The following is a 21,624-nucleotide window of genomic DNA, read 5'->3' as shown; positions in this document are numbered from 1 at the left end:
GGTTCACCTGTTGCGAGATCTCCCTCACGGAGAGTTGTTTTCTCTGTGGGTGATCCGGGGTATCCGAGGGGGGACGGACTTGGTGTCCGACCGGATGGCCAGGATACGGGTGATACCATCGCCCCTCATGCTGCACGCGGGGTTGCGTAACGGTGAGTGATCGCGCCGGTTCGGCGCTCAAGCTATTGATCTTGACGAGCCCGGGATCAGGAGTGGGTAGGTCGTGACCGGTCGGCAGTCGATCGTCCTGAATGGCGATCTTGGTAGCGGCAAGAGCACCGTTTCGATCGAACTCGCCAAGCGGCTGGGCCTGCGGCGGGTGAGTGTCGGTGATCTCTACCGGGAAATGGCACAACAGCGGCAGATGACCGCGCTGCAGCTCAACCTGCACGCGGAACTCGACCAGGCGGTCGACGGCTACGTCGACCAACTCCAGCAGGACATCGCCGACTCCGGTGAACAGTTGATCGTCGACAGCCGGCTCGCCTGGCACTTCTTCAAACACGCTCTCAAGATCCACATGATCACCGAGCCGACCGAGGCGGCCCGCCGGGTCCTCGCCCGGCCGTCCGGCCCGGCCGAGAGCTACTCGTCGATCGAGGAGGCGAGGGACAAACTCCAGGAGCGCAGCGACAGCGAACGGAACCGCTTCCTCGTCCGGTACGGCGTCGACAAGGCGAAGCTGCGCAACTACGACCTGATCTGCGACACCACCAAGGCGTCCGCGCTCGAGGTGGTGGAGCACGTCATCGCCGCGTACGACGGCACCTTCGGCCAGGAGATCCTCCGCGAGTCGCCCCCGCTGCTGCTGCTCGACCCAAGCCGGATCTACCCCACCGTGGAGATCCAGTCGCTGCGCGGCCTCTGGGACTCCGACGAGTTCGTCACCCAGGTCGGGCAGGCCGGCGAGGAGGCCCTCGAGCCGCTGAGCATCGGGTACACCGGCGAGCGGTTCTTCGTGGTCGACGGCCACCGACGGCTCAGCGCGGCGCTCCGCAACGGCTTCAAACTGGTCCCCGGTCGGCTGGTCGCCGAGTGCGACGAGACCGTGGTCGGTGGACTCAGCGCGATCGACTACTTCCGGGCCGAGGTCGGGCTGAGCGTGATCTACGACTGGGACGCCGCCCACGGCACCCAGCTGCCGCTTCCCGAGCACATCCTGGACCGTACCGACACCGTACTGGCCGGCGACCCCGGCTGCCCCTCGGCGTAGCCCGGAGCCGCTCCCTCGGCGTGACCGGGCGCGCCGGCGGTCGTACCCGGATCTCCAGGCCGGGGTCGCGCGGCCCGGAGCCGCGGTCCCGGCGGTCGCCGCTTGGCGTCGGGCGGTGACCTGGTCACCGCCGTCCCGCCCGTAGACTGGTACGGCACCGCCGTTTTCCGCCACCCGTGAAGGAGCCACCCCGCGTGACCGTCCAGCCCATCCGTCTCTTCGGCGACCCGGTGCTGCGCACCCCGGCCGAACCGGTCGTCGACTTCGACGTTGAGCTGCGCAAGCTGGTCGCCGACCTGACCGACACGATGCGCGAGCAGAACGGCGCCGGGCTCGCCGCGCCGCAGCTCGGCGTCGGCCTGCGGGTCTTCACCTTCGACGTCGACGACGTGGTCGGGCACCTGGTCAACCCGGTACTGCACTTCCCGGACGAGGAGGAACAGGACGGCCAGGAAGGCTGTCTCTCCATCCCCGGGCTGTACTTCGACACCAAACGCCGGCTCAACGTGATCGCCAAGGGCTTCAACGAGCACGGCGACCCGCTGCAGATCGTCGGCACCGGCCTGATGGCCCGCTGTGTGCAGCACGAGACCGACCACCTCGACGGGGTCCTCTTCCTGGACCGGCTGGACCCGGAGGCGCGCAAGGAGGCGATGAAGGCCATCCGGCAGGCCGACTGGTACGACGAGGCCGCGCCGCCGGTGGTCAAGGTGAGCCCGCACGACGCCCCGCCCGGCCGGCGCCAGTCGCTGGCCAGCCGGTTCGGGCTCGGCTCCGACCGCTCGGCGAACCCGTTCGGCCTGGGTCGGTGACGACGGAGTGCGTCTGATCTTCGCCGGTACGCCGGCGGTCGCCCTACCCGCGCTGGACGCGATCGCCGCCTCGTCGCACGAGCTGCTGGCCGTCGTCACCCGACCCGACGCGCCGGCGGGGCGGGGGCGGGGACTGGTCCGCTCCCCGGTAGGCACCTGGGCCGACGAGCGCGGCATCGAGGTACTGACCCCGGCCCGCCCCCGGGAGCCGGAGTTCCTCGACCGGCTGCGTGACCTCGCACCGGACTGCGTCCCGGTGGTCGCCTACGGGGCCCTGGTGCCGCCGGTCGCCCTGGCGATCCCCACCCACGGTTGGGTCAACCTGCACTTCTCACTTCTTCCGGCGTGGCGCGGGGCGGCACCCGTGCAGCATGCGGTGCTGCACGGTGACCAACTCACCGGGGCGAGCGTCTTCCAGCTCGAGGAAGGGCTGGACACCGGCCCGGTTTTCGGCACCCTGACCGAGGAGATCCGGCCCACCGACACCTCCGGCGACCTGCTGGAGCGGCTGGCCGCGGCCGGGGCGGGGCTGCTCGTCGCCGTCCTCGACGCGATCGGGCGGGGCACCGCCGAGGCGGTGCCGCAGCCCGCCGAGGGCGTGTCGGTGGCACCCAAACTCACCGCCACCGACGGTCAGGTCCGCTGGACCGACCCGGCTTTCGCCGTCGACCGGCGGATCCGGGCGGCGACGCCGGCACCAGGGGCGTGGACCCTGTTCCGGGATGCCCGGGTCAAGCTCGGCCCGGTCCGGCCGGTTGCCGACGGACCCGAACTCAAACCCGGCGAACTGCTGGTGGAACGTACCCGGGTACTCGTCGGGACGGCGACCACCCCGGTCGTCCTGGGCGAGGTTCGGGCTGCCGGCAAGAAAGCCATGCCGGCCCCGGACTGGGCACGTGGGCTGCGGGTGGCGGCCGGAGAGCGATTCGAGTGAGCGAGGACAGCGGACGGATGCGGACAGTCGGCGGTAACCAGGGCGACGACCGGCGCCGGTCCGACCGGGATCGGGGCCCTGCGGCCCGGGGCGGCGCCGACCGGAGTCGCGGCGTCGACCGCGGCCGGTCCGACCGGGACGGCCGGGACCGGAGCCGCGGGGACGGTCGGGACGGTCGGGACCGGGCCGGGCGGGCACCCCGCCCCGGGCGTCTCGCCGTCGACCTGCCCCGGCACGCGGCGTACGAGGCGATCGAGGCGGTGCACCGGGACGACGCGTACGCGAACCTCGTCCTGCCCGGCATCCTGCGGGACCGACGGCTGCACGGCCGGGACGCGGCGTTCGCCACCGAGCTGACGTACGGCACCCTGCGGCTGCGGGGCACCCTCGACGCGATCCTGTCGGCCGCGGCCGGCCGGGACGTCGCCCGGATCGACCCGCAACCCCGGGACGCCCTGCGGCTCGGCGCCTACCAACTGCTGTACACCAGGGTCCCGGCGCACGCGGCGGTCTCCTCGACCGTCGACCTGGTGCGCTCGCTGGCCCCGGGCGCGGCCGGGTTCGCCAACGCGGTGCTGCGGGAGGTCGCCGGCAAGGACGCCGACACCTGGCTGACCGAATTGGCGCCCTCCTACGACACCGACCCGATCGGGCACCTCGCGGTCACCTACAGCCATCCCGAGTGGATCGTGCGGGCGTTCAGCGAGGCACTCGGTGGCGACCTCGGCGAGACGACCCGGCTGCTGATCGAGGACAACCAGCCCCCGTCGGTGCACCTCTGCGTCCGGCCCGGGCGGGCCGACGCGGTCAAGGTGGCCGAGCAGGTGGACGGCGCCCCGGGGGCGTTCTCCCCGTACGCGGTCTACCTCTCCGGCGGTGGCGCGCCGGGCGAGCTGACCGCGGTGCAGGACGGCCGGGCCCACGTCCAGGACGAGGGGTCCCAGCTTGTCGCCGCCGCGCTTGTCGCCGCCGAGCTGGACGGTCCGGACGAGCGTTGGCTCGACCTGTGCGCCGGCCCGGGTGGCAAGTCCGGGCTGCTCGGCGCGATGGCGGCGATGCGGGGCGCGAAGCTGACCGCGGTGGAGGTCGCCGAGCACCGGGCCCGGCTGGTCGAGCAGGCGACCCGGGGACTGCCGGTCACCGTGCTGCACACCGACGGCCGGACCGTCGGCAGCGATTCCGACCTGCCGGAGCAGGCGTTCGACCGGGTCCTCGTCGACGCGCCGTGCACCGGTCTCGGCGCGCTGCGCCGCCGGCCGGAGTCCCGCTGGCGCCGCCAACCCTCCGACCTGCCGGCGCTGACCCGGCTGCAGCGGGAACTGCTCGGCGCCGCGCTGCGGGCGGTACGCCCCGGCGGGGTGGTCGGCTACGTGACCTGCTCGCCGCACGTGGTGGAGACCCACGTCTCGGTCACCGAGGCGGCCCGACGTTCCGGGGTACCGGCCGACTTCGTCGACGCCCGGCCGCTGCTGCCGGCCGGCATGCCGGGTCTGGGTGACGGCCCGACGGTGCAGTTGTGGCCGCACCGGCACGGCACCGACGCGATGTTCCTCGCCGTACTCCGTCGCAACTGAGCCGTCCCCCGTCGCAGCCGGGTCGCCGTACTCCCGGGTCGACGACCGGCCCGGACGGCTGTCCGTACGCCTGTTCGCCCGTCCGCCCGTTCGTGCGCGCGCCTGCGTGTCTGCGCGCGTGCGGGTGCGCGGCTGAGCGCAGACGTGAGGAAGGCGCGCGCCCTCTACCGAAAACGTTCATAAGGGGCCCTTCCGTGCGCAAAGCTGGGATGGGACGGGCGGTCGAGGCGGAGGAGGGCGACGATGACGCTGCAGGCGCGGGCCATCGGTACGCCGTTGGACCGCTTCGACGGGCCGGCGAAGGTCACCGGCACCGCCCGGTACGCCTTCGAACAGCCGGTGGAGAGTCCCGCCTACGTGTACCCGCTGCAGTCGACCATCGCGGCCGGCCGGATCGTCGGGGTGCGGACCGACGAGGCGGAGGCGGTGCCCGGCGTGCTGGCGGTGCTGACGTACCGGAACGCGACCCGGGTCGCCTCCTCGGACGACCCGGAGATCGCGCTCCTGCAGACCGACGAGGTGACGTTCCGGGGCCAGCTCGTCGGGGCGGTCGTCGCGGAGACCTCGGAGGTCGCCCGGCACGCCGCCGCGCTCGTCCGGTTCGAATACCTGCCGGTGCCGCACGACGTCGAACTGCGCTTCGACCATCCGCAGCGGTACGCCCCGGAGGTGGTCAACGGCGGCTTCGCGACCGACAGTGAACGCGGCGATCCGGAGGCGGCGCTGGCCGGGGCGGCAGTCCGGCACGAGGCCGTCTACACCACCCCGCGTTACCACCACAACCCGATCGAGCCGCACTCCACCACCGCGCTCTGGGCCGACGACCGGCTCACCCTGCACGTCGGCAGTCAGGGGGTGCACCGGCTGCGTACCTCGGTCGCCGAACTGTTCGGGCTCGCCGAGGAGCGGGTCCGGGTGATGTCGCCGCACGTCGGCGGGGCGTTCGGGTCGAAGCTGCACGCGCACGCCGACGTCAGTCTGGCGGTGCTGGCCGCGATGGCGGTTCCGGGCCGGCCGGTGAAACTGGCACTGACCCGGCAGCAGATGTTCTCCCAGGTCGGTTACCGGACGCCGTCGATCCAGCGGGTCCGGCTCGGCGCCGACGACAGCGGTCGGCTGGTCGCGGTGACCCACGAGTCCGTCCAGGTCACCGCCCGGAACAAGGAGTTCGCCGAGCAGACCGTGACGCCGACCCGGGTGATGTACGCGGCGTCGAACCGGCGTACCACGCACCGGATGGTCAGGCTCGACGTCTCGACGCCGACGATCATGCGGGCGCCGGGCAAGACCCCCGGCATGTACGCCCTGGAGTCGGCGATGGACGAGATGGCGATCGCCTGTGGGCGGGATCCGGTCGAGTTCCGGATCATCAACGAGCCGGCGGTCGACCCGGAACTGGACCGGCCGTTCTCCAGCCGCAACCTGGTCGCCTGTCTGGAGGAGGGGGCCCGCCGGTTCGGCTGGGCCGGGCGCGACCCGGCGCCGCGCAGCCGGCGGGAGGCGGGCTGGCTGATCGGCACCGGCGTCGCCGCCTCGATGTACCCGGTCTACCGGCTGCCGGGTTCGGTGGCCACCATCCGGTTGGGGCCGGACGGCCGCTACGCGGTACTGATCGGCGCGGCCGACCTCGGCACCGGCACCTGGACCAGCCTGACCCAGATCGCCGCCGACGCGTTGGCGGTGCCGGTCGACCGGATCGACCTGCGGATCGGCGACACCGACCTGCCGTCGGCGATGGCGGCCGGCGGGTCGTCCGGGATGACCTCGTGGGGCTCCACCGTGGTCGAGGCGGCCCACCAGTTGACCCGTCGGCTCGCCGACGAGTACGGCGGGACGGTGCCGGCCTCAGGGCTCGAGGTCACCGTGGAGATGCCGGAGAACCCGGAGATGGCGCGCCTGTCGATGTACGCCTTCGGCGCGCAGTTCGCCGAGGTGCGGGTGCACGAGGAGACCGGCGAGATCCGGGTGCCCCGGCTGCTCGGGGTCTTCGCCGCCGGGCGGATCATCAACCCGAAGACCGGCCGTTCACAACTGCTCGGCGGGATGACCATGGGGTTGTCGATGGCGTTGCACGAGCAGGCGGTGATCGACCCGAGGTTCGGGCACGTGGTCAACCACGATCTCGCCGAATACCACATCGCCACCAACGCCGACGTCGGCTCGGTCGAGGTGCACCTGTTGCCCGAGGACGACCCGTACGTCAACCCGATGGGCTCGAAGGGCATTGGCGAGCTGGGCATCGTCGGGACCGCCGCGGCGATCGCGAACGCCGCCCACCATGCCACCGGCGTACGTGTCCGGGACCTGCCGGTGAGCCTGGACCACTTCCTCGACGGGGCGGTGCCGAGCGGGCGGTGAGCGGGGCCTCGCGGGCCATCACGAGCCGCGGTCGGCGTGCGGTGAGCGGGTGGTTCCGTTCGGTCAGGTGGTGAATCCGGCGATCGTCGGGGCAGTCGACATTCGTACACTGGCGCGGTGACCGTAGCAGCGCCGATCGTCGCGCCCAGCATCCTCGCCGCCGACTTCGCCCGGCTGGCCGACGAGGTCCGGGCGGTGGAGTCCGCCGCGGACTGGTTGCACGTCGACGTGATGGACAACCACTTCGTGCCGAACCTGACCGTCGGGCTGCCGGTGGTGCAGAGCCTGCTGGCGGCGACGGATCTGCCGTTCGACGTGCACCTCATGATCGAGGATCCGCGGCGCTGGGCGCCGAGTTACGCCGACGCCGGGGCGTACAACGTCACGTTCCACGCCGAGGCGTGCGACGACCCGGTGGCGCTCGCGAAGGACCTGCGGTCGGCCGGAGCCAAGGCGGGGCTGGCGATCGACCGGGACACTCCGATCGAACCGTACCTTGACCTGTTGCCCAGCTTCGATACATTGCTGATCATGACTATCAAGGCGGGTTTCGGGGGGCAGCGGTTCATCCCCGAACTGCTCGACAAGGTCCGGACCGCCCGCCGCCACGTCGCGGCCGGCCATCTGGAGCTGCGGATCGAGGTCGACGGCGGGATCGCGGCCGACACCATCGGGCAGGCGGCGGAGGCCGGCGCGGACGCGTTCGTCGCCGGCACCGCGGTCTACGGCGCCGCGGATCCCGCCGCGGCGGTGACCCGGCTGCGGCAGCTGGCCGAAACCGCCGCCTCCCGGGCATGAGCGAGCGGAGCGAGCGAATCGGCTGGTGCGGTGTCGGGGTGCCGGCATGAGCGTCGACGAGACCGAGGAGCGGCCCGACCTGATCCTGGTTGTCGATGACGACGAGGACATTGTCCGGTTCGTCTCGTTCAATCTAAAGTTGCACGGTTTCGAGGTGATGCAGGCCAGAGACGGCCAGGAGGCACTCGAGTTGATCGAGCGTCGCCGTCCCGACCTCGCCGTCGTCGACCTGCGGATGCCCCGGATCGACGGGCTGGAGCTGACCCGGCGGCTGCGGGCCAACCCGATGACCTCCGCGCTGCCGGTGATCATGTTGACTGCCAAGGGGCTGACCGTGGACAAGGTTCACGGGCTCACCGCCGGCGCGGACGACTACGTGGTCAAGCCCTTCGACACCGCGGAACTCGTGGCCCGGGTCAGTTCCACGCTGCGGCGCAACAAGGAGGCCCGGGAGGTTTCCCCGTTGACCGGGCTGCCCGGCAACACCCGGGTCCGGCGGGAGATCGGCGACCGGGTACGCAGCGGCGTCGACTACGCGGTCGGTTACATCGACATCGACCGGTTCAAGAGCGTCAACGACCGGTACGGCTTCGTCCGGGGCGACGAGTTCATCAGCGCCCTGGCCCGCAGCCTGCACCGGGCGGTCGTCTCGGTGGGGCTGCCCCCGGCCTTCCTCGGACACATCGGCGGCGACGACTTTGTCATCGTCTGCGCCCCGGAGCAGGTCCGGCCGCTCACCGAACGGGCCGTCGTCGACTTCGAGAAGACCGCCGACGAACTGTACGACCCGGAGGACGCCAAGCGCGGCTACGTCGAGCTCAAGGACCGGCGGGGCAACATCCAGCGGGCCCACCTGGTCACCCTCTCCATCGGGGTCTCGCTCTCGGTGCCCGAGCGTCGGTTCACCGACCCGCTCGAGGTGATCGCGGCCGCGTCCGAGATGAAGACGGTGGCGAAGAGCCAGCCCGGCTCCTTCGTCGCGATGGACCGACGGCGCGGCTCGAAGACCCGCGGTGGTGGCGAACTCAGCTGAGTCGTCCCGCCCTGGACGGCCCCGGGGCGAACGTGACCGGGGTCACTGTGCTGTGAAGTCCGTCGCCTCGTTGACCTTTGCCGCCCCGTTTCGTGTAACACTCGACCGGTACCCACCACGCGCTGGCGGGACTCGGTGAAATTCCGAACCGGCGGTGATCCGGGGCGACAGCTCCCGGTAAGCCCGCGACCCGGTCGGCCGTACGGCCGACCGGTGGACCTGGTGAGACTCCGGGGCCGACGGTTGGGCGCGGGCATCCGCCCACGCCCAGACAGTCCGGATGGGAGACAGCGCGCGGGACGGACGGGCCCGGTCGGGCGGCTTCGCCGCGCCGACCATCGTGGTCCGCCGGGGTCGGCTGCTGCCGTCCCCTGCCCGTCTCCGTTCGCCCGGCCCACCGGCCGGCAGCCTCCCCGCCCCGCCCGCGCGCACCGGGAAACCGCGCGAGGGAGAGGGAGAAGGATCGGCATGGGGAGTGTCTCCACCGACGAGGCGATGCGCCGGGCGATCGTGCTGGCGGCCCGCGGTCTGGGTACGACAAGTCCCAATCCGCTGGTCGGGTGCGTGCTGCTCGACTCGGGTGGCGAGATCGTGGGAGAGGGCTTCCACGCCTACGCCGGTGGCCCGCACGCCGAGATCGTGGCGCTCGCCCAGGCCGGTGAGCGGGCCCGGGGCGGCACCGCGGTGGTCACCCTGGAGCCCTGCAACCACACCGGTCGCACGGGGCCCTGCACCGAGGCACTGATCCGGGCCGGTGTCCGCCGGGTCGTGGTCGGGGTCACCGACCCCAACCCGGTCGCCGCCGGCGGCGCCGAGACGCTCCGGGCCGCCGGGGTCGAGGTCGAGCTCGGGGTCCGGGCCGCCGAGGCGGAGGCCGGCAACCTGGCCTGGCTGACCGCGGTACGACGGAACCGCCCCTACCTGATCTGGAAGTACGCGGCGACCCTGGACGGGCGGATCGCGGCGGCCGACGGCACCAGCATGTGGATCACGTCCGAGGCGGCCCGGATCGACGTGCACGCGCTGCGCGGCACCGTCGACGCGGTGATCGTCGGGGTCGGCACGGTTCTCGCCGACGACCCACGGCTGACCGTCCGGAACCTGCGCGACGGCAGCCTCGCCATCCGCCAGCCGCTGCGGGTCGTGGTGGACAGCGAGGGACGTACCCCGGCCGACGCCCGGGTCCGGGACGCCGCCGCCCCCACCTGGGTGGCGACCGCCGACGAGGTCGGCGCCGGCGCGGACGGGAAGGTCGACCTGCCCGCCCTGCTCGCCGCCCTCTACCAGCGCGGGGTCCGCGCGGCCCTGCTGGAGGGCGGGCCGATCCTGGCCGGCGCGTTCCTCGCCGCCGGCCTGGTCGACAAGGTCGTCGGCTACCTGGCGCCGAAGCTGCTCGGCGCCGGCCCCGCCGCCCTGGCCGACGCCGGCCCCACGACCATCTCCGAGGTTATCGACCTGGAGTTCACCGACATCACCCCGGTTGGACCCGATCTGCGGGTCACCGCGTTTCCCCGGAAGACGGAGGGCTGAGCGAATGTTCACCGGAATCGTGGAGGAGTTGGGCGAACTGGTACGACGGACCGACACGGGCGGCGACTCCGCCCTGGTCGCCATCCGTGGTCCGCTGGTCGTCTCCGACGCCCGGCACGGCGACTCGATCTCGGTCAACGGGGTCTGTCTGACCGTGGTCGACGTCGAGGGCGACGTCTTCACCGCCGACGTGATGGGTGAGACGTTCCGGCGTACCGCGCTGGGGGCGCTGCGTCCGGGCGACCCGGTCAACCTGGAACGGGCCGCCACGCTGGGCAGTCGGCTCGGTGGACACCTGGTGCAGGGACACGTCGACGGGGTGGCCGCGATCGTCCGGCGGGAACCGGCCGAGCAGTGGGAGACGGTGACCTTCACCCTGCCCGCCGGTCTCGCCCGGTACGTCGTGGAGAAGGGTTCGATCACCGTCGACGGGATCTCGTTGACGGTGGCCGCGCTGGACGCGGAGACGTTCTCGGTCGGGCTGATCCCGACCACCCTCAAGGCGACCACGCTCGGCGCCAAGCAGGTCGGCGAGCCGGTCAACCTGGAGGTGGACGTGCTCGCCAAGTACGTGGAGCGACTGCTGACGACCGGTGGACGACTGCCGGCCGACGGACTGGAGGCCGTGGCATGACAACGGGATTCGGCAGCATCGAACAGGCCCTGGCCGACATCGCGGCCGGCCGCCCGGTGGTGGTCGTCGACGACGAGAGCCGGGAGAACGAGGGAGACCTGATCTTCGCGGCCGAGAAGGCCACGCCCGAACTGCTGGCCTTCATGGTCCGGCACACCTCCGGCTACATCTGCGCGCCGATCACCGAGGAGGAGGCGGACCGGCTCGAACTGCCGCCGATGTACCACACCAACCAGGACCGGCGCGGTACGGCGTACACGGTGGCGGTGGACGCCCGGGAGGGGGTCAGCACCGGCATCTCGGCAGCGGACCGGGCGCACACCATCCGGCTGCTCGCCGACCCGGCCACCGACCCGACCGACCTGACCCGGCCGGGACACGTCGTACCGCTGCGGGCCAAGCCGGGCGGGGTGCTGCGCCGGGCCGGGCACACCGAGGCCGCCCTCGACCTCGCCCAGCTCGCCGGGCTCCGGCCGGCCGGCGTGCTCTGCGAACTGGTCAACGACGACGGCACCATGATGCGGCTGCCGGACCTGGAGAAGTTCTCCGCCGAGCACGGGCTGACGCTGATCAGCATCGCGGACCTGATCGCGTACCGCCGCCGGACCGAGCGGCAGGTCGAGCGGGTCGTGGAGACCCGGCTGCCAACCCGGTACGGCGAGTTCCGGGCCGTCGGTTACCGCGCCGAGTTCGAGTCCGCCGAGCACATCGCGATGGTCTACGGCGAGGTCGGCGACGGACGGGACATCCTCGTCCGGGTGCACTCGGAGTGCCTGACCGGTGACGTCTTCGGGTCGCTGCGCTGCGACTGCGGGCCGCAGCTCGACGCCGCGCTGGCCCGGGTCGCCGCCGAGGGGCGCGGCGTGGTCCTCTACATGCGCGGACACGAGGGACGCGGCATCGGCCTGCTGCACAAGCTGCAGGCGTACCAGTTGCAGGACCAGGGCCGGGACACCGTCGACGCGAACCTCGACCTGGGGCTGCCCGCCGACGCCCGCGACTACGGCACCGGCGCGCAGATCCTCTACGACCTCGGGGTCCGGTCGATGCGGCTGCTGACCAACAACCCGGCCAAGCGGGCCGGGTTGGAGGGGTACGGGCTGACCGTGGCCGGGCGGGAGCCGATGCCGGTCCGGGCCACCCCGGAGAACCTCCGCTACCTGCGGACCAAGCGGGACCGGATGGGGCATCTGCTGGACGAGCTGGACGGGCCGGTCAGGGTGGAGGGGCGCAACGGGCTGGCCGACGCGGTACGACCGGCGGAACGGACCCGGCACGGGGAGCAGTCGACCCGGCCGGTGGAGGAGTTGGCGGGGCAGGCCGCCGGTCCGGCGCGGCTGGCGGGACTGACCGAGGTTACGGAAAGGTTGGCGTGACGATGGCGGGTTTCGGAGAGCCGGACGCCTCGACGGTGGACGCGTCGGGGCTCACGATCGGGGTGGTGGCGTCCCGCTGGCACGGTGAACTCACCGACCACATGCTGGACCGGGCGGTCACCGCGGCGAAGGCGTGCGGCGTGGACGACGTGGTGGTGGCCCGGGTCGCCGGCTCGGTGGAGCTGCCGGTGGTGGCCCAGGCGCTGGCCCGGCGTTGTGACGCGGTGGTGGCGCTCGGCGTGGTGATCAGGGGCGCGACCGCGCACTTCGACTACGTCTGCCAGTCGGTGACCGAGGGGCTCACCCGGATCGCGTTGGACACCTCGACCCCGGTCGCGCACGGCGTACTCACGGTCAACAACCTGGAGCAGGCCCGGGACCGGGCGGGGCTGCCCGGCTCCGCCGAGGACAAGGGTTGGGCCGCGACCGTCGCGGCCCTGGAGGCCGCCGTGGCGATCCGGGAGATCAACGTCCGGCCCTGATTGGCCGTCGCGTCGACCGGGGTGGCTCAGTTGAGGCCGAGCGTGTGCAGGGCGATCGCGACGAAGCCGCGTACCGGCCGGTCCCAACCGGGTACGTCGGCGTCGTAGTCGTCGACGTGGGCTCCGGTCAGCGCGTCGAGCGCGAGGTCGGGCAGTCGGTCGGTGTCCCGCCGGGCCAGGCGCAGGGCCAACGCCACCGCGGCCGTGACCCGGACGACCGGCTCGGTGGCCGTCAGCAGTTCCTCGAGGACGGAGTCGACCCGTGGTGACCCGTCGGGTCGGGTGTCCGGCGTCGATCCGGCGGGCGGCCGACCGGCCGGTATGGAGCCGGCCGGCCAGCGGGCCAGCGTCAGGTTCGCGCTGGCCCGCACGTCGCGGCGGGTCCCGGGCACGGCCAGGAGCGCGGCCAGCCCGGGGCCGGTGGGCGGAAACCAGGCGACCAGTTCGGCCGCGAGGGCGGCGACCAGGTCGTCCGGGTCGGTGAGCCAGACGACGTACCGGTCCAGGTGCCGGGCCCCGGCGGCGTAGGCGTCGGCCGCCCAGCGCACCGCCACACCGTCGGCGAGTTCCGCCACCTCCTCGTGGTCGAACAGGTCCTCCGCCTGCAGATGCCGATCGACAAGCGCCGTCTGCTCGTCGGTGATCCCCTCGGCGGCGGCGAAGACCCGGCGGGCCTCGAACGGCAGCGCGTCGTCGCGCTGGTCGCCGAGGACCACCGCACGGAGCAGGCCGACCACCGCCGCCCGGTCCGGGGTGGCCGGGTCGTCGACCAGGGCCACCAGGAACGGCACCACGTACCGACTCGCTCCCCACCGGGTGCCCTGGTGGTAGACGTTGCCGTACAGTTCCGACAGCGCCGCGTGCCGGACCGCCGACTCCGCCGAGCGCAGCCCCCGCAGCTGGTCCGGTACGTCGACCGCCGGCCCGTACGCGTGGTACAGCGAATCCCACCCGACCTCGTCGAGTCCAGCCAACGGGTCGGTCACCTGAATCACGCGACGGTTCTACCAGCCGGGGCGGACAGCCGACGCCAGGACCGATTCCCGCCAGCATCCGGTCGGCGGCCGGAGCAGGATCGGGAACATGACCACCACGACCACCACCACGTTCAGGGTGCGGGCCATCGCCGGAATCGAGCTGGACCGGGTACGGACCAGCGGGCGGGACGCCTCCGGCCACCCGGTCGAGCGGCAGACCGCCGAGGGCGGCGAACAGTTGCGCTGCTGCCTGCGGCTGGCCGAACCGGACGAGCCGATCCTGTTGTTCGGCTACCGGCCACCGATGCCGGCCAGCCCGTACCGGGAAACCGGAGCGGTGTACACCCACGCCGAGCCGTGTCCGGGCCCGGGCGGCGACGGCTATCCCGCCGCCTTCCGCGGCCGCCAGCAGGTCCTGCGCGCGTACGACAACCGGGGCTGGATCCGGACCGCCCGGGTGCACGACGGCGGCGACCCGGAGACGGCGATCGCCGACCTGTTCAGCGACCCGGCGATCGTCCAACTGCACAGCCGCAACGTCGCCTGGGGCTGTTACACCTTCACCGTCGAGCGGGCGGGATAGCTTCGGGCCTGCCGGTCAGAGCCGGCCGGCCTCGATGATCCGGCGGAGGAACCGCCGGGTTCGCGGCTGCGTCGGCTCACCGAGCACCTGTTCCGGCGGCCCCTGCTCGAGGACCCGGCCACCGTCGAGGAAGCAGACCCGGTCGGCGACCTCCCGGGCGAAACCCATCTCGTGGGTGGCCAGCACCATCGTCATGCCCTCCGCCTTCAGAGACCGGATCATTGTCAGCACCTCGCCGACCAGTTCCGGGTCGAGTGCCGAGGTCACCTCGTCGAGCAGCAGCAGCCGGGGCGAGTTGACCAGGGCCCGGACGATCGCCACCCGCTGCTGCTGGCCCCCGGAGAGCCGGTCCGGGTAGCTGTCGGCCCGCTCCGCCAGGCCGACCCGGGCGAGCAGTTCCCGGGCCTGCGCCTCGGCCTCGGCGCGGGGCCGCCGGTGCACCCGCACCGGAGCCAGGGTGATGTTGTCCAGCACCCGCAGGTGCGGAAACAGGTTGTACGCCTGGAAGACGATGCCGATCCGACGTCGTACCAGGTCGGGGTCGATGCCGGGCGCGGTGATGTGCTCGCCGTCGAGGTGCACGGTGCCGTCGTCGGGTTCCTCCAGCAGGTTGACGCAGCGCAGCAGGGTGGACTTGCCGGACCCCGAGGCGCCGATCAGCGCCACCACCTCGTGTTCGTCGACGTCGAGGTCGAGCCCGTCGAGCACCACCTGGCCGGCGTAGACCTTGCGCAGGTTGCGGCAGCTCAGCACCGGCGGTGTCATCGGGCCGCCTGCCGACGGGCGGCGCGCAGCGTCACCCAGTCGGTGACGGCGATCAACGGTACGGCGAGCAGCACGAAGAGCACCCCCGCGACGATGTACGGCGTGTAGTTGAAGGTTTCGGCGGTCGCGATCTGGGCTGCCCGTACCGCGTCGATCGGCCCGGCCAGCGAGACGAGGCCGACGTCCTTCTGCAGCGCCACGACGTCGTTGAGCATGGGCGGGGTGACCCGGCGGACCGCCTGGGGCAGGACGACGTACCGCATGGTCTGCCGGTGGGTCAGGCCCAGCGACCGGGCGGCGGCGAGCTGGCTCGGGTGCACCGACTCGATGCCGGCCCGGAAGACCTCGGCCAGGTAGCCGCCGTAGGTGAGGACCAGGGCGGCGGCGCCGAGCACCAACACCGACGGCATGCCCTGCAGCCGCAGTCCGGGCACCCCGAGGGTGAAGACGTAGAGCACGATGATCAGCGGCAGGCCACGGAACGTGTAGGTGTAGCCGGCGGCCAGCGTCCGTAGCGGGAAGAAGACCGGGCCGCGAAGGGTACGCAGCAGTGCCACGACCAGTCCGACGGCGAGTGCGCCGACGGCGCAGAAGACCAGCAGCCGGAGGTTGAGCCACAGCCCGGTGACGATCTCCGGCAGCGCCGCCCGGGCGATCCGGAGGTCGAGGAAGGACTGCCGGACCCGGTCCCAGCCGGGGGCGCCGGTCACCGTCACCACGAGCAGCGTGCCGAGCACGCCGGTCGAGGCGGCGGCGACCAGCACGGAGCGGACCGTCTGCCGTTTCCGGTAGGCGGCCCGCTCCAGTGCGACCGGGGACAGGGGGTGGTCGGTCGACCTCACGTGAGTTCGCGGGCGCCCGCCACGTCGGCGAGCCAGGTCTTCTCCAGTTCGGCGAGGGTGCCGGCCTCGCGGAGCGCGTTGACCGCGTTGCTGACGCAGCCGGTCAGCGGCGAGTCCTTGTCCAGGACCAGACCGAACGTCTCCGGCAACCCCACCTGGGGCAGTTGACCGACGATGACCGCGTCCTTGAGCTGGGCGGACGTGATGTAGAAGGCGGTGGGCAGGTCGACCACCAGACCGTCGATCTGACCGTTCTGCAGGGCTTTCTTCGCGTCGTCGTTGTTGTCGTAGACCTGCGCCTTCGCGCTCGGCTGGATGATGTCGGTGATCGCCTGGTAGCTGGTGCTGCCGACCTGGGCGCCGAGCTTGGCACCCTTCAAGCCGGCGAGGGTGGTCGCACCGGCGATCGGCGAGTCGCCGGTCGCGATCACCGCCTGCCGGACCAGGTAGTACGGCGAGGAGAAGTCGACCGCCTGCTGGCGTTCGTCGCTGATGGAGAACTGGTTGACGGTGAAGTCGAAGTCCTTCGGGCCGGGGGCGATCGCGTTGTTGAACTTGACCCGGATCCACTGCACGTCGATCCGGGCGAAGCCGAGCCGCTCCGCCACCTCGTAGGCGATCGCGGACTCGAAGCCCTTGCCGTTGGACGGCATGTTCTCGCTGAACCAGGGCGCGTGCGCGGGTTCGTCGGTGGCGACGGTGAGTTTGCCGGGGGTCTTGGTTGTCAGGTTCTCCTTCGTACAGGCGTTGTGCTGTGCGGGCGGCGGGGCGGGGTCGACCACGGGCGCGCAGCCGGCGAGGGCCGCGAGCAGGAGGGTGGCGGTCGCGAACGCGAGCGACGTAGATCGGCGAGCCATGGCCGACAGCATAGGCACACGTCGAGGTCATCCATAGATCCTCATCGGTTCATCCCTGATATTCGCAGACCTGGGTGATCTGCCGGACGGGGCCGGGTTTAGTCGGGTATCGGCCCGTGCGGTGGTGTCGGCTGACCGACGGCGGTACACCGGAGGACATCGGCAGCGCACCGGTCGGAAGGACGGCGCGGACCGGAAGACGACACGGCGGGCGGTAAACCACCACGGGTGTTGGTGCGTCACCTCTGCGTGACAACCCACCTGGTCTCCGACCCGCTCGGCGGGAGGACCATGACGCATCCCGGACCTCCGTCGGGGTGGACGGCGGACGAGGCCGTCACCCGGCTCTTCGTCGCCCACTACCGGCCGCTGGTACGTCTCGCCACCCTGCTCCTGCACGACCAGGGCGCGGCCGAGGAGATCGTGCAGGACGGCTACGTGGCGCTGCACGACCGGTGGTCCCGGCTGCGGGATCCGGACCGGGCGCTGGGCTACCTACGGACCAGCGTGGTCAACCGGTGCCGGTCGGCGCTGCGGCACCGCCGGGTCGCCGCCGTGTACGTCGCGACGAACCGGCCCGGGGCCGACATGCCCAGCGCGGAGAGCGGCGCGCTCGACCTGCTCCGGCACGACGAGGTGATCACCGCGTTGCGGGCCCTGCCGCCCCGGCAACGGGAGGCGGTCGTCCTGCGCTACTACGTCGAGCTCTCCGAGGCGGAGACCGCCGAGTTGATGCGGGTCAGCCGGGGCGCGGTGAAAAGCCACACCTTCCGCGGCCTGGCCGCGCTGAAACAGAGCCTGGGAGCGCAGCGATGAACATCCGAGCAGGTGGTGGCACCGACGGCGCCGACGGAGCGGGACGGCCGGTGGACGGGTTCCGGACAGTACCGGCCGACAACCGGTGGCCCGACAACGGGCTGGCGGCCGGCGACCGGCCGGCGGTCGACGGTTGGCGACCCGCCGACGAGGAGGTGCTGCGGCGCATCCTCGCCGCACACGCCGAGCGGATCGAGCCGGCGCCGACCGCGCTGCCGGAGATCCAGCGTCGGATCCGCGCCGGCCGCCGCGGCGGCCGAGCCGGCTGGTGGCCGGTACCGGACCGGCTGCGGGCACCGGTCGCCGGGCGGCGCTGGTCACCGCTGGCCGCCGGGGTGCTGACGGTCGCCGCGGTGACCGTGGCCGCGCTGGCGGTCGGACTCGCCGTCGGGCTCCCGCCGGAGCGGACCGTCGCGCCGGTCGCCGGCCCGGCCACCCCGCAGCCGCCGCCGAGCCCGCCCGGCGCCGCCGACCCGGCCCCGGCACCGTCGGATCCGGCCACCGTGGAACCGGTCACGCCGTCGGCGCCACCGAGCAGCGGTACGACACCCGACCGGCGCCGCGCCGACCTCGCCGTCTACTACCTGGGCGGCCCCGCCGACCGGCCCCGGCTCTACCGGGAGTTCCACCGGCTCTGGGTGCGGGACGGTTCGGCCCGGGACCGGGTCACCGCGGCGGTGCGGAACATGCTCGACGGTCCGTCCGGCATCGACCCGGACTACCGCACGGGCTGGCCGGTCGGAACCGACCTGCGCGCGGTGACGGTCCGCTCCGGCGTCGCCACCGTCGACCTGGCCGGGGTGTCCCGGCACCCGACCGACGGGGTCGGGGCGCGGCTCGCCGTACAGCAGCTGGTCTGGACGGTCACCGCAGTGCGCGGGGTGACCGGGGTACGGCTGCGACTCGACGGCGCCGCGGTCGACCGGCTCTGGAACCGGGTCGACGTCTCCGGGGTGCTGCGCCGGGCGCCGGCGGTCGACGTACTTGCCCCGGTGTGGGTGGTCTCCCCGCAGCACGGGGACACCGTCGCGGGCAGCTTCGAGGTGCACCTGGCGGGCATCCTGCCGGAGGCGACCGCCCAGCTGCGCGTTTCGCAGGACGGCCGGACCGTCCACGAGCAGGTCGTCACGTTGTCGGTCGCCGGGCCGGCCCAGGGGGAGAAGCGGGTGCGGATCAGCCTGCCGCCGGGGCGCTACACGCTGACCGCGTACGCCACCTCGCTGGCCGACGGGAGCGAGCAGCACCACGACGACCACCTGGTGACGGTCCGCTGAGCCGGCCGGCGGTGGACCGGTGGACGGGGCCTGACCCGCTCCGCCGGTCCACCTGGTGGGCGGAACCCGGACCCGGCGGCCGGGGCCGGGCCGGCCGGCTGCGAGAATCCGATGTCGTGAAGACGTTCGAGGAGCTGTTCGCCGAGCTGCAGGCCAAGGCCGCGGCCGGCACCCCCGGCTCGGCGACGGTGGCCGCGCTGGAGCGCGGTGTGCACGCGATCGGCAAGAAGGTCGTCGAGGAGGCGGCCGAAGCGTGGATGGCCGCCGAGCACGAGGGCCCGGAACGGGCCGCCGAGGAGATCTCCCAACTGCTCTACCAGGCTCAGGTGCTGATGCTCGCCACCGGTCTGGAGCTCAAGGACGTGTACCGACATCTGTGAGTGCCCCGCCGCCTCCCGTTGCCGGGAACGCGTGCGTCAGTCCGATTCCGCTGACCGTAGTCCGAACCAGTCGACCGGCAGTCCATTCCGCTGACCGCGAGGAGCACCCAGACATGCTGCGCATCGCCATACCCAACAAGGGGACCCTCTCCGGGCCCGCCGCCCAGATGCTGCGTGAGGCGGGCTACCGCCAACGCGGCGACGACCGTGACCTGGTCTGCCGGGACGAGGCCAACGACGTCGAGTTCTTCTACCTGCGTCCCCGGGACATCGCCACCTACGTCGGCTCCGGCGACCTCGACCTCGGGATCACCGGCCGGGACCTGCTGGTCGACTCGGCCAGCCCGGCCGAGGAGATGCTCGACCTGGACTTCGGCGGGTCGACCTTCTGGTTCGCCGCCCGGCCGGAGACGGTGGCGTCGGTCGACAAGATCGCCGGCCGTCGGATCGCCACCGCCTACCCCGGGGTGGTGGAGCGGCACCTCGCCGAGCACGGGATCGACGCCGAGGTGATCCGGCTCGACGGCGCGGTGGAGAACGCCGTACGCCTCGGCGTCGCCGACGTGGTCGCCGACGTGGTCTCCACCGGGGCCACCCTGCGCCAGGCCGGCCTGGCGATCATCGGTGAGCCGATCCTGCGCTCGTCGGCGGTGCTGATCCGCCGCGCCGGTGCCCCGGTCAACAGCCGGGTAGACCAGCTCGTCCGCCGGTTGCAGGGCGTGCTGGTGGCCCGCCGGTACGTCATGCTGGCCTACGACGTCCGGGCCGACCTGCTGGAGAAGGCGAGCGCGTTGACCCCGGGGATGGAGTCCCCGACGATCTCGCCGCTGCACCGGGAGGGGTGGGTCGCGGTCGAGGCGATGGTCCTGCGTCGCGACGTACACCGGATCATGGACGAGTTGTACGAGGTCGGCGCCCGGGCGATCCTGGTCACCGACATCCACGCCTGCCGCCTCTGACCGGCTGACGCCGGCCGGGTGGCCGGCTGTGGTCCGGCGGGACCGTCGGCGGATCGCCGATCGCGGCCGTCCCGGTGGTTGGTGCGGTGCGTGGTCAAGGCCTGACCGACGGTCAGGTGTAACGCCGGGCCTCCCCGGAGCGCTCTGATCAACAGGGCCGGGACGGAGGGGCTCCTCGGCTATCCCTATCGCCGAGGTCCGTCCCGGCCCACCGTGTCGTCCACTCCGCGACCGGCGTAACCTGCGTCAGATGCGGATCGACCTGGTGACCGTGATCGTCGAGGAGTACGACCCCGCGATCGAGTTCTTCACCACCGTCCTCGGATTCGAACTGGTCGAGGACTCGCCGTCGGTCACCAACGACGGCCGCCCCAAGCGGTGGGTGGTGGTCCGGCCGCCCGGCGGACAGACCGGGATCCTGCTGGCCCGCGCCGACGGGCGGCGGCAGCAGGACGCGGTCGGTGAACAGGCGGCCGGCCGGGTCGGGTTTTTCCTCCGGGTCGACGACTTCACCGCCGCGTACGCCCGGATGGTCGCCGCCGGTGTCGAGTTCGTTACCGCGCCCCGGGTCGAGGCGTACGGCCGGGTGGCGGTGTTCCGGGACATCGCCGGCAACCGTTGGGACCTGCTCGGCCCGGCCTGACCGCACGGTGGCGGTGACGCTCAGGGACGGAGGCCGGCGAGGACCCGGGCGTTGTGCGAACTGACGCCGCCGGCGGCGAGCAGCGGTGCCATGACCAGGTAGGTGAGCCAGGTGAGGGGGAGGGTTACCAGGCCGACGACCAGGAACACCAGCACCACGTTGAGCCAGAAGAGCACCCAGAACGAGATCATCAGCAGGAACCCGGTGGCGATTCGCCCGGCGTACAGGTTGCCGACGCCGAAGATGCCGAAGAATCCGAGGACCAACTCGAGGACGACCGCCGCGCCGGCGGACTTCTGCGGTACGACCACCACGATCGGTACCGGCGGCACGGGCGCCGGCATGAGTTCCCCGCGCAGCGGCGGATCCGACGGTGGATACGCGGCGAGCGGGTACGCGGCGGTGACCGGAAACGACAGGGTCGGATCGGGGCCGGGGTCCGGTGACAGCGGCACCGGCAGGTGCAGCGGAAGCGTGGGGTACGGCTCGTCCCGGTACGTCGGCTCGTCGCCCCGGTGTTCCGGCTGCCATCCCGGGCGGGAGGCGTGATTGGTCACCTGGACAGTTTCACGTTCGGGTGGCGCCGAGGTCACCGGCTGTTCGGTCGCTTGTGACCCTCCGCTCCCGCCTGTCGTCGCCATCCCCCCGAACCCGTGGCTGCCCTCGCCGCGGTCCGCTCCTGCGGACAGCAGCGTGTCCGCGCCACGCACCAGGTGGATCCACAGGCGACCGAATACGCGTCGCGAGCGCCGGCGCCGCCGTACCCGGGAGGATCCCGGGGTAC

Annotated in this window: 20 protein-coding genes and 2 pseudogenes; 17 read left to right on the top strand and 5 right to left on the bottom strand. The window is 72.4% G+C overall.

Annotated elements, in window-relative coordinates:
• The first annotated feature begins 223 nt into the window (after positions 1-223).
• The 11 genes and pseudogenes from ABGB05_RS20450 to ribH all read left to right on the top strand — a co-directional run bounded on the left by ABGB05_RS20450 (position 224) and on the right by ribH (position 12,744).
• Complete coding sequence (locus ABGB05_RS20450; RefSeq protein ID WP_347655051.1) at positions 224-1,213, top strand: AAA family ATPase; 990 nt, start codon at positions 224-226, stop codon at positions 1,211-1,213.
• Between the two features lie 194 nt (positions 1,214-1,407).
• Positions 1,408-1,935, top strand: a pseudogene (gene def / locus ABGB05_RS20445) (peptide deformylase); the annotation flags it as partial.
• Between the two features lie 97 nt (positions 1,936-2,032).
• Positions 2,033-2,959: a methionyl-tRNA formyltransferase gene (gene fmt, locus ABGB05_RS20440; protein WP_347655050.1), complete on the top strand. Its 927-nt coding sequence runs from the start codon at positions 2,033-2,035 to the stop codon at positions 2,957-2,959.
• 17 nt (positions 2,960-2,976) lie between these two features.
• Positions 2,977-4,533: a transcription antitermination factor NusB gene (locus ABGB05_RS20435; protein ID WP_347655049.1), complete on the top strand. Its 1,557-nt coding sequence runs from the start codon at positions 2,977-2,979 to the stop codon at positions 4,531-4,533.
• Positions 4,534-4,776: 243 nt separating this feature from the next.
• The gene (locus tag ABGB05_RS20430; RefSeq protein WP_347655048.1) at positions 4,777-6,891 is read left to right on the top strand and encodes a xanthine dehydrogenase family protein molybdopterin-binding subunit; all 2,115 of its coding nucleotides are present in this window, start codon (positions 4,777-4,779) and stop codon (positions 6,889-6,891) included.
• Between the two features lie 117 nt (positions 6,892-7,008).
• A complete protein-coding gene (gene rpe / locus ABGB05_RS20425) occupies positions 7,009-7,689 on the top strand; it encodes a ribulose-phosphate 3-epimerase (RefSeq protein ID WP_347655047.1) in 681 nt (226 codons plus the stop codon).
• 46 nt (positions 7,690-7,735) lie between these two features.
• The gene (locus ABGB05_RS20420) at positions 7,736-8,722 is read left to right on the top strand and encodes a response regulator (RefSeq protein ID WP_347655046.1); all 987 of its coding nucleotides are present in this window, start codon (positions 7,736-7,738) and stop codon (positions 8,720-8,722) included.
• Between the two features lie 468 nt (positions 8,723-9,190).
• On the top strand, positions 9,191-10,252 hold the full coding sequence (gene ribD / locus ABGB05_RS20415; protein WP_347655045.1) for a bifunctional diaminohydroxyphosphoribosylaminopyrimidine deaminase/5-amino-6-(5-phosphoribosylamino)uracil reductase RibD: 1,062 nt from the start codon (positions 9,191-9,193) through the stop codon (positions 10,250-10,252).
• A 4-nt stretch (positions 10,253-10,256) separates the two neighbouring features.
• Complete coding sequence (locus tag ABGB05_RS20410) at positions 10,257-10,886, top strand: riboflavin synthase (protein ID WP_347655044.1); 630 nt, start codon at positions 10,257-10,259, stop codon at positions 10,884-10,886.
• A pseudogene (locus tag ABGB05_RS20405) lies at positions 10,883-12,082 on the top strand (bifunctional 3,4-dihydroxy-2-butanone-4-phosphate synthase/GTP cyclohydrolase II); the annotation flags it as partial. The gene ABGB05_RS20410 and the pseudogene ABGB05_RS20405, both read left to right, overlap by 4 nt.
• Before the next feature lie 182 nt (positions 12,083-12,264).
• A complete protein-coding gene (gene ribH, locus ABGB05_RS20400) occupies positions 12,265-12,744 on the top strand; it encodes a 6,7-dimethyl-8-ribityllumazine synthase (protein WP_347655043.1) in 480 nt (159 codons plus the stop codon).
• A 26-nt stretch (positions 12,745-12,770) separates the two neighbouring features.
• Here ribH and ABGB05_RS20395 read toward each other — a convergent pair whose 3' ends face one another.
• Positions 12,771-13,739, bottom strand: a complete 969-nt coding sequence (locus ABGB05_RS20395; RefSeq protein ID WP_347655042.1) for a hypothetical protein — start codon at positions 13,737-13,739, stop codon at positions 12,771-12,773.
• Between the two features lie 88 nt (positions 13,740-13,827).
• Here ABGB05_RS20395 and ABGB05_RS20390 point away from each other — a divergent pair, with 88 nt between their 5' ends.
• Positions 13,828-14,304 (top strand): DUF1203 domain-containing protein, encoded by a 477-nt coding sequence (locus ABGB05_RS20390; protein WP_347655041.1) that lies wholly within the window; start codon positions 13,828-13,830, stop codon positions 14,302-14,304.
• Between the two features lie 15 nt (positions 14,305-14,319).
• On the opposite strand, the gene ABGB05_RS20385 is transcribed toward ABGB05_RS20390, so the two are convergent.
• Genes ABGB05_RS20385 through ABGB05_RS20375 form a run of 3 tightly spaced genes read right to left on the bottom strand, consistent with a single transcriptional unit; the run spans position 14,320 to position 16,768 of the window.
• On the bottom strand, positions 14,320-15,069 hold the full coding sequence (locus ABGB05_RS20385; RefSeq protein WP_347655040.1) for an amino acid ABC transporter ATP-binding protein: 750 nt from the start codon (positions 15,067-15,069) through the stop codon (positions 14,320-14,322).
• Complete coding sequence (locus ABGB05_RS20380) at positions 15,066-15,911, bottom strand: amino acid ABC transporter permease (RefSeq protein WP_347655039.1); 846 nt, start codon at positions 15,909-15,911, stop codon at positions 15,066-15,068. The genes ABGB05_RS20385 and ABGB05_RS20380 overlap by 4 nt, the downstream gene beginning before the upstream one ends.
• Complete coding sequence (locus ABGB05_RS20375) at positions 15,908-16,768, bottom strand: ABC transporter substrate-binding protein (RefSeq protein WP_347655038.1); 861 nt, start codon at positions 16,766-16,768, stop codon at positions 15,908-15,910. The genes ABGB05_RS20380 and ABGB05_RS20375 overlap by 4 nt, the downstream gene beginning before the upstream one ends.
• A gap of 228 nt (positions 16,769-16,996) precedes the next feature.
• On the opposite strand from ABGB05_RS20375, the gene ABGB05_RS20370 reads away from it, so the two are divergent.
• The 5 genes from ABGB05_RS20370 (at position 16,997) to ABGB05_RS20350 (ending at position 20,840) form a co-directional block, all read left to right on the top strand.
• The gene (locus tag ABGB05_RS20370) at positions 16,997-17,584 is read left to right on the top strand and encodes a SigE family RNA polymerase sigma factor (protein ID WP_347655037.1); all 588 of its coding nucleotides are present in this window, start codon (positions 16,997-16,999) and stop codon (positions 17,582-17,584) included.
• Entirely contained in the window at positions 17,581-18,858 is a 1,278-nt protein-coding gene (locus ABGB05_RS20365) for a GerMN domain-containing protein (RefSeq protein ID WP_347655036.1), read from the top strand. Before ABGB05_RS20370 ends, ABGB05_RS20365 begins: the two co-directional genes overlap by 4 nt.
• 116 nt (positions 18,859-18,974) lie before the next feature.
• Positions 18,975-19,238: a phosphoribosyl-ATP diphosphatase gene (locus ABGB05_RS20360; RefSeq protein WP_101366712.1), complete on the top strand. Its 264-nt coding sequence runs from the start codon at positions 18,975-18,977 to the stop codon at positions 19,236-19,238.
• A 113-nt stretch (positions 19,239-19,351) separates the two neighbouring features.
• A complete protein-coding gene (gene hisG / locus ABGB05_RS20355) occupies positions 19,352-20,197 on the top strand; it encodes an ATP phosphoribosyltransferase (protein WP_347655035.1) in 846 nt (281 codons plus the stop codon).
• Positions 20,198-20,447: 250 nt separating this feature from the next.
• Positions 20,448-20,840 carry a VOC family protein gene (locus tag ABGB05_RS20350; RefSeq protein ID WP_347655033.1) on the top strand — a complete coding sequence of 131 codons (393 nt, stop codon included), beginning with the start codon at positions 20,448-20,450 and terminating at the stop codon, positions 20,838-20,840.
• A 20-nt stretch (positions 20,841-20,860) separates the two neighbouring features.
• On the opposite strand, the gene ABGB05_RS20345 is transcribed toward ABGB05_RS20350, so the two are convergent.
• On the bottom strand, positions 20,861-21,397 hold the full coding sequence (locus ABGB05_RS20345; protein WP_347655032.1) for a TM2 domain-containing protein: 537 nt from the start codon (positions 21,395-21,397) through the stop codon (positions 20,861-20,863).
• Positions 21,398-21,624: the final 227 nt, after the last annotated feature.

The sequence above is a fragment of the Plantactinospora sp. B5E13 genome, from assembly GCF_039871775.1.
Lineage (GTDB): Bacteria > Actinomycetota > Actinomycetes > Mycobacteriales > Micromonosporaceae > Plantactinospora.
The sequence above is the reverse complement of the archived record's forward strand: the minus strand, read 5'-3'. Positions and strand labels throughout refer to the sequence as shown.